Genomic DNA, 7122 nt, shown 5'->3' on the forward strand with positions numbered 1-7122 from the left:
ATTATTCTAGCACTTATTTTTAGTGAGGGCTAGTGGGCTACCAGCAGGCAAGCCCGATTTGACGGGCTCGTGCCTGGTTTTAAACAAGACTGGTTCAAGGCCAGCTCGCCAAAATGAAAACGGCCGGTAGTAAGCTTTCATTGCTATTTTCATCTTTATTTTCGCATACTAAAAGGACGCCTGTCAGCATCCTTGCTTGGTGCTTATTGTTGCGGCAAATCTTCTTCTTCACCGTCGCCATCCACATCCATGGTGCGCGGAATTTCAGGGCCCACCGTGACTTCAAACCAATTGGCAAAGCCGCGGCTGTAGTCGGTGACGGTTAAGTTGAAGCGGTCAATCACCACTGAATCGTTGCGGCGCAGATCTGGATGGTCCTCCATCAAAAAGCCGGCGATGGTGACAATATCCGATTCCTGGAACTGGCGCAGGTTCGTGTGGAAGAACCGTTCGAAATCATAAAGCGTGGTTTTACCGGAGATTTTGTAAACATTTGGCTGGTCGGTTTTGATGATGTATTCATCGGAGACGTCATCGATTTCATCTTTGACGGTCCCGAACAATTCTTCATAAATATCCTTGTCTGTCACAATCCCGGAAGTGCCGCCATACTCGTCGACGACGACCACAATCGGGGTCTGCTTTTTAATCATTTGTTGCAAAATATTGTGAATCGGCGTCGCTTCAGGCACCGTGATCATCGCTCGCAGCAGTTTGGACACGCGCACGGTGTCATCGACTTGCGCCTGCTTAACCAGATCGTAGATGTAGACGTAACCCAGCACCTTATCCTTATCGCCATCGGCCACGACGGGGAAGCGGCTGTAGCCTTCCTGCAGGTAGTCGCGGATGACCTCATGCACGGTGGCTTCGATGTTGATGACCACCAAGGACGTCCGATCAACCATGATGTCATGCGCGGTTTTGTCATTCAAATCAAAGGCGCGCTGCATGTAGGTGACATCGTTTTGGTCCATGTCGCCAGTGGTGACGGCGGCTTTGGATAAGTTCAGAATTTCGGCCTGCGAGAAGGCTTCGTTGCCTTCATCCGCTGGCTTCATGCCCATCAAGCGCACCAGACCATTGGCGGAGGTGTTCAGCAGCCAGACAAAAGGATAGAATGCAAGGTGGAAGTAGTGCAGCGGTGTGACAATCAGCATTAACACTTTGATGGGAATATCAATGGAGATGTTCTTCGGCACGATTTCGGTGATGACGACTTCTAAGTAGGTCAAAATCAACACGCCAATCACGGCGCCGGCGGCATGCAGCCCGCCTTGCGGTAGTTGCAGATGGGTGAGTTGCATCAAATCGATCAGCAAAAACTCAACGGTTTCTTCCCCAATCCAACCCAAAATGATGCCGCACACCGAAGTGCCAACTTGGGTGGTCGAGAGATATTCATTTAACCGGTGAACCATATTAAGCGCCCGTTTGAGCTTGGCGCGGTTGCCTTCGCCGTTATCAATCATTTCTTCTAGCGCACTCGGGCGGCTTTGCACCAACGCAAATTCCGCCGCCACGAAGAACGCAGCGAAGATAAAGGTAACGACCATGACCAGCAAATTAGAGGCGACTTGGCCACTTGCCATTTTTCTAATTCCCCATTTCAATCAATTCAGTATGGGTATATTGTAGCATCTTTCGTTTGGATATGAGCGACGGCGGTGAAAGCAGCAAAAAATCCGCCCAGCCGCCTCAGGAGGAACCCATGAATCAAGTACAGATGTTAAAAGCAGTCCTAGCCGCATACGCCACCGATTCTGACCGGCCGCATAGTCAACTGATTGCGGCCCGCATGCCGGCCACGCCGCCGCTTGGCGTTCAGCCGGTGCGCTGGCGGCTGGTGAATCAGGATGTGGTGCAAACGATGCGCGAAGCTACCGGCCACATTGGGGTGATGAACTTCGCCAGCCCCACCAATCCTGGCGGCGGGGTGGAATATGGCGCCAAGGCCCAGGAAGAAAGCATCGCCAAATGCACCTACCTGCTGCCGCAGCTGCGCCTGTTTGAAGCGACCTATTACGCGCCCAACCGAGCGGACGCCCATCACGGCCTGTTCAGCGCCAGTTTGATTTACTCCGCCCACGTGCGGCAAATGTTTGGCGAAAATGGGCAACGGTTAACCAATCATTTCGTGGATGTGGTGACGGTGGCGGCGCCTAATCGCAGCTCGTTTCGCCGCTTGACCGCGGAACAAACAGGGCCGGATTTGCAATTGAAAATCAGCCAAACTCTGCGCGCATTCAAGGCCAATGGTGCGCGGGTCATCATTTTAGGCGCCTTTGGGACTGGGGTGTTCGCTAATCCAGCCGCCCAAGTGGCCACGATTTTCCGGGAAGAATTGACGCGGCCTGAATTTGCCGGAGCGTTTGACGACGTGATTTTCTCGATTTACGACCAGGCTGGGCGGACCTTCGCGGCCTTTCAAGCCATCCTTGGTGAATAAAAATCGCGCCTTGGTCCCGCCAAGCTGGCGGCGCCAAGGCGCGTTTGATGACTTAATGTTGGCGGCGGGCCTTAGGGTTCCCGGCGGCTTTGGCGCGCTGGGCAATGATGATGAGGCTGCCAGCCAGTTCAGACTGTTTGGGCCGGAAGCATTCGGTGACCGTCAGCCAAGAAGATAGCTTACTGCGCACCTGACCGTCGCTTTGACCGCCGGACACGGCCAGCAGCATTTGCCCATTTGGCCGCAACAGTTTGGCGAGCAAATGGGAGCTGCGGCGCAGGTCATCCGTAGGTAAACTAAACGGTCCGACAATCAAATCGTAAGGCCCAGTGAGCAGATCATAGCGGCGATCAGGCATGATGCGAAACCGTAGCCGATCCGAACTGGCCAAATCACGCGCATGGCTAATGGCAGTGCCATCATGATCCACGCCTAAAACGGCAATGGCACCAGCGTTAATGGCCGCGCGGCAAAAGGCGCCATCATGACAATGCAGCGCTAGTACGCGGGCCCCAGCCAGCGGCGGTACTTTGGCCTGCAGCACCTGCCACAGCGGTTCGTGACTCGCTGTGGGCAGGGTGGCAGCCTCTGGTTTCATTTGCGGATAGGGTTCCATCTCAGCACGACCTTTCACATCTATTATAAGGGAATTGGCCCAGCCAGGAAAGCGCCGGCCAGGGCTTACAGATAAGACAGGTCGTTTTGCACCAAATCAGCATAGGTTTCGCGGCGCACCACCAGTTTCGCTTGGCCATTTTCGGCAAAAACCACGGCTGGCCGCGGGTTACGGTTGTAGTTGGACGCCATTGAGTAGCCGTAAGCACCAGTCGCCAACACGGCGATCACATCGCCAGGTTTGGTCGGCGGGAGCGGCGCTTCATCAATCAAAATATCGCCGGATTCGCAGTATTTGCCAACCAAGTGCACTGTTTCGATGGCTGGGGCGTGCGGCGAGGCGGCTTTGACTGCGGTGTAGTTAGCCTGGTAAAGAGCGGGCCGAATATTGTCGCCCATGCCGCCATCAACGGCCACATAGGGTCGCAACCCTGGCACGTCCTTGCGACTGCCGACCCGGTATAGCTGATAGCCCGCTGGTCCGACAATCGAGCGGCCGGGTTCAATCCAAATGGCCGGCTGCGCGAAAGGTAAAGGACTGGAATGCAGGGTAGCTAGAATCGCATCAACAAAGTCCGCGGCTGGCAAGGGGTCATCGCCATCGGTATAGCGAATGCCAAAGCCGCCGCCTAAATTCAGCACTTGCGGCGTGAAGTCGAAGTCCTGGTGCCAAGCCTTCAGCACCGACAGGAGTTTGGTGGCCGCGGCTTGAAAACCGGCCACCTCGAAAATCTGACTACCAATATGAGCGTGAACGCCCAATAAGTTGAGCTGCGGCGCGGCTAAAGCCAGCTTGGCGGCTTGCTTGGCTTGCCCGGATTCGAGGTCAAACCCGAACTTGCTGTCGGTTTGGCCAGTTTGATCATACGCGTGGGTGTGGGCCGAAATGCCTGGTGTTAAGCGTAGGAGGATATTTTGCTGTTTCGCCGGCGTGGCCTTGAGCAAGGTTTGCAGCAAGGCGAGCTCGTAGAAATTATCCACGATAATGGTGCCAACGCCAGCCGCCAGGGCCGCTTTGAGTTCCGCTTCACTTTTATTGTTACCATGAAACGAAATGTTGGCCGCTGGGAAGTTTGCCTTCAAAGCCGTGTAAAGCTCACCGCCGGAGACCACGTCGACATGGCAATGCTCTTGCGCTGCGACTTGATACATCGCGACTGTGGCAAAGGCTTTGCTGGCATAGCTGACTTCATAAGGCACCTGACGTTGTTCAAACACCGCGGCAAAGGCCCGAATTTGCTGACGAATCGCGGTGACGTCATAAATGTAAGCGGGGGTATCGAATTCCTTCGCCAAAGCTAAGGCGTCGCAGCCGCCAATGGTGAGATGACCGGCTGCGTTAGTGGTAATGTCCATGTGAGCTCCTCCTTGAGAACATGCGCGTTTGACTAGCAGTCTAGTCTAGTTGAAGGTTGAGGGTCAAGGCCATTATGGCAATTCCGTGCAGGTTGTGCTACAATTCGTTAAAAATTCACTTAGTATTTTCTCATGGAGGTCAATCATGGCAGAATTGCGCAAGGTCCACGGCTCGGAAAACAGTTTCTTTTTACTCGATCAAACCACGCTGGCCCAGCCGCTTCCTGCTGCAACGCTCAAAGCTTTCACCCAGCGCATCACCGACCACCAAACCGGGTTGTTAGGCGGCGCCGATGGGGTGCTGGTGGTGGATGATGCGCCTGGTGCGGCAGGCCGGATGACGGTGATCAACGCTGATGGGACCTACGCCAAAATGTGTGGGAATGGCCTGCGCACCGTGGCGCGTTACTTAGGCGAGAAAACCGGCCAGCCGCAGTTTACCGTTCAAACCGCGGAAGCCAAGCTAGCAGTGCACCGCGAGGCTGACCTTGCGCCGCAAGTACCGGCATACAGTGTGGAAATCTCGCCGGTCAGCTTCGAACCCTCAGCGCTGCCGTTTGCCGAACTGAACACAACGAAAATCATCGATCAAGTCTTGCCCGCTATCGACCCAGAGTTACACTTCACGGCAGTGGCAGTGCCCAATCCACACTTGATTGCCTTCGTGCCAGAAGCCGAGTTGAACGGGGATAAAATCGGCGCAATTGGCCAGCGGCTGAATGCCCCGAATCCGTATTTCCCTGAAGGCGTCAATGTCACCTTTGCCACGATTGAAGCCCCGCACACCTTGTTTGCTCGAACCTATGAGCGTGGCGTGGGCTTCACTAACGCTTGCGGGACGGGGATGGCCGCTACCAGCTTGGCCTTTGCCTTGACTTCAGACCAAACCGATTTCGATCAGCTGAACACGGTCTATAACCCCGGTGGCCTGGTGCAAACCGTGGTGCATGAGGCGAATGGGAGTTACTGGATTGAGCTGATCGGTAATGCTACGGTGACAGATTTGATCGACGTGCCGGATGCAGCGCTAGCAGCTGGCGAGTTCACCGGCGCGCAGGTGGCTTCAACCGGCGAGGAAGCGGCCTATCAAGCTTTCGTCAAGCAATTACCATACCGGCTGGTCGCTACGCGTTAACGTTGAAAAGGCGTTGATTGTCATTTACATGCTCAGTTAAACTGCCCGGCTAGCGTAAGCAATCTCGAAAGACCAGCCCTGAATGTGTGGGATAGATGAGCGCATAAGTGACTTCAGACGTTGAACTCCTCACGCACCAGAAACACTTTCCCCAACGTCATATGGTGTCGTGCTGATTTGTATAATGAAGGCATCAACCATTCTCTGGAGGGAAAGTCATGAAGAAGCGTTTAGTGTCGAAATTGGCTACGGCCGTCGCCATGGCCATCGTTGTGCTTGGCGTTGCAGCTTGCAGCAAAGCAAACGGTAAAAGCAGCGATAACAGTTCCAACTCCTCGTTGGCTAAGGCGGATAAGAAAGCCACCGCGAAGGCATCGAGCCGGAAAGCAGCGAAAGAGGCTGCTAAGCAAGAGAAGGCGAAAAAGGCAGCTTCGTCATCTTTAGCAGCCAAGGCATCCTCAGAGTCCGCTGCGGCCGCTTCATCTGCTGCCGCGGCCAGCTCGGAGAAAGTTGCCGCCGCGCAACAACAGGCCGCAGCCAACCTCGCAAAGGCGAAGCAATCGTTGATTGGCAAAACTTTTACCTGGAGCCCGGTTCTATTCAATGGTGGAGATATCCAAACGGCAATGGATTCTGGGGTGGCACCTCAGAATATTAACGCTGATGGCACCAAGACCATCAACTTTATCGGCCCATCGAGTGCCAAAGTTCACCAAATGGGTACGGACTTTAGTGTCTCGTATTCATTCTCTGACAGTAGTCTCATGATTGACGGCGTCACGATTCCGTTCACAGTAGACGCGAGTGGCTTCCATTGGAGGACAGTAGTCAAAAATGATTTTGGTGGCAACGTCACCTATGGCATGACCCAGCAATAAGCTGATGATTGGCAATGTTGATGGGCTCAATTAAACTAGTATTTCTATGACAAAAAATGGCCTGCCCCAGTTGAAAAACGGGAGCAGGCCATCGTTGATGAATTCAAAAAATGATCAAGGGTTCTATGTGTACTGCAGATAATAGAGCCTTTTTTAGTCGACGAAGACCAACTGGAATTCATTCGCTTTGGTGTCAATATTGACGGCAACGTGGCGGTTGAGATCGGCCACCAGGTTGCGAGTGAATTTCATTTTATCTTCGAAGTCGGTGTAATCCTTAGTTTCAGGGATGCTAGTGAAGTCAAAATTCTCGCCGATAAAGGCGGCATCGGTGACGTAGCGCAGGTTGTTTTCATCGTGGCGGCTACCAGGTTTAAGCACACTGTCGATGTAGTGGTAAAGCGTCGCTGGAGCGAAATTCAATGGCCGGTCCAATTCGGTTTTGATCGTGAAGTTCGGCACATCATCCGCCAGTGTATCGTTGACTTGAACCTGAGTTAACCCTTGATAAAGTTTCATTGTTTTCACTCCCTTTTTTCTACCTCAATTTTCAAGTCAAGTGCAACGATGATAACGAATTCTTGATAGTGGTCTAGTCTGTTACGCCATGCATCGGTAGTAATCGCATGGGCGAAGATAGTTCAGAATACGTCTGGGACGATGGTTCAGTGCGGATTGGACTGCTTGAA

Annotated in this window: 7 protein-coding genes; 3 read left to right on the top strand and 4 right to left on the bottom strand. The window is 53.5% G+C overall.

Annotation, left to right across the window (positions count from 1 at the left end):
* Window positions 1–203 precede the first annotated feature (203 nt).
* Window positions 204–1592 (bottom strand): hemolysin family protein, encoded by a 1389-nt coding sequence (locus EKM90_RS10140; RefSeq protein WP_125582262.1) that lies wholly within the window; start codon window positions 1590–1592, stop codon window positions 204–206.
* A gap of 119 nt (window positions 1593–1711) precedes the next feature.
* Between EKM90_RS10140 and EKM90_RS10145 the strand changes: the two genes are divergently transcribed.
* Window positions 1712–2449 (top strand): TIGR02452 family protein, encoded by a 738-nt coding sequence (locus tag EKM90_RS10145; protein ID WP_125582264.1) that lies wholly within the window; start codon window positions 1712–1714, stop codon window positions 2447–2449.
* 52 nt (window positions 2450–2501) lie between these two features.
* Here the strand turns inward: EKM90_RS10145 and EKM90_RS10150 are convergent, their stop codons facing one another.
* Window positions 2502–3065 (bottom strand): class I SAM-dependent methyltransferase, encoded by a 564-nt coding sequence (locus EKM90_RS10150; protein ID WP_125582266.1) that lies wholly within the window; start codon window positions 3063–3065, stop codon window positions 2502–2504.
* 65 nt (window positions 3066–3130) lie between these two features.
* Window positions 3131–4420, bottom strand: coding sequence for a diaminopimelate decarboxylase (gene lysA / locus EKM90_RS10155; protein ID WP_125582267.1), 1290 nt, complete (start codon window positions 4418–4420; stop codon window positions 3131–3133).
* 145 nt (window positions 4421–4565) lie between these two features.
* Here lysA and dapF point away from each other — a divergent pair, with 145 nt between their 5' ends.
* Window positions 4566–5555: a diaminopimelate epimerase gene (gene dapF / locus EKM90_RS10160; protein WP_125582269.1), complete on the top strand. Its 990-nt coding sequence runs from the start codon at window positions 4566–4568 to the stop codon at window positions 5553–5555.
* Window positions 5556–5773: 218 nt separating this feature from the next.
* Window positions 5774–6433 (top strand): hypothetical protein, encoded by a 660-nt coding sequence (locus EKM90_RS10165; protein WP_125582271.1) that lies wholly within the window; start codon window positions 5774–5776, stop codon window positions 6431–6433.
* Between the two features lie 153 nt (window positions 6434–6586).
* On the opposite strand, the gene EKM90_RS10170 is transcribed toward EKM90_RS10165, so the two are convergent.
* Entirely contained in the window at window positions 6587–6952 is a 366-nt protein-coding gene (locus tag EKM90_RS10170; protein ID WP_125582273.1) for a hypothetical protein, read from the bottom strand.
* Window positions 6953–7122 lie beyond the last annotated feature (170 nt).

The sequence above is a fragment of the Lacticaseibacillus suibinensis genome, from assembly GCF_003946175.1.
In the GTDB taxonomy this organism is placed as follows: domain Bacteria; phylum Bacillota; class Bacilli; order Lactobacillales; family Lactobacillaceae; genus Lacticaseibacillus; species Lacticaseibacillus suibinensis.

Coding starts and splice junctions, on each gene's coding strand:
- EKM90_RS10140 (WP_125582262.1), bottom strand. CDS start 1,592: ATGGCAAGTGGCCAAGTCGCCTCTAATTTGCTGGTCATGGTCGTTACC.
- EKM90_RS10145 (WP_125582264.1), top strand. CDS start 1,712: ATGAATCAAGTACAGATGTTAAAAGCAGTCCTAGCCGCATACGCCACC.
- EKM90_RS10150 (WP_125582266.1), bottom strand. CDS start 3,065: ATGGAACCCTATCCGCAAATGAAACCAGAGGCTGCCACCCTGCCCACA.
- lysA (WP_125582267.1), bottom strand. CDS start 4,420: ATGGACATTACCACTAACGCAGCCGGTCATCTCACCATTGGCGGCTGC.
- dapF (WP_125582269.1), top strand. CDS start 4,566: ATGGCAGAATTGCGCAAGGTCCACGGCTCGGAAAACAGTTTCTTTTTA.
- EKM90_RS10165 (WP_125582271.1), top strand. CDS start 5,774: ATGAAGAAGCGTTTAGTGTCGAAATTGGCTACGGCCGTCGCCATGGCC.
- EKM90_RS10170 (WP_125582273.1), bottom strand. CDS start 6,952: ATGAAACTTTATCAAGGGTTAACTCAGGTTCAAGTCAACGATACACTG.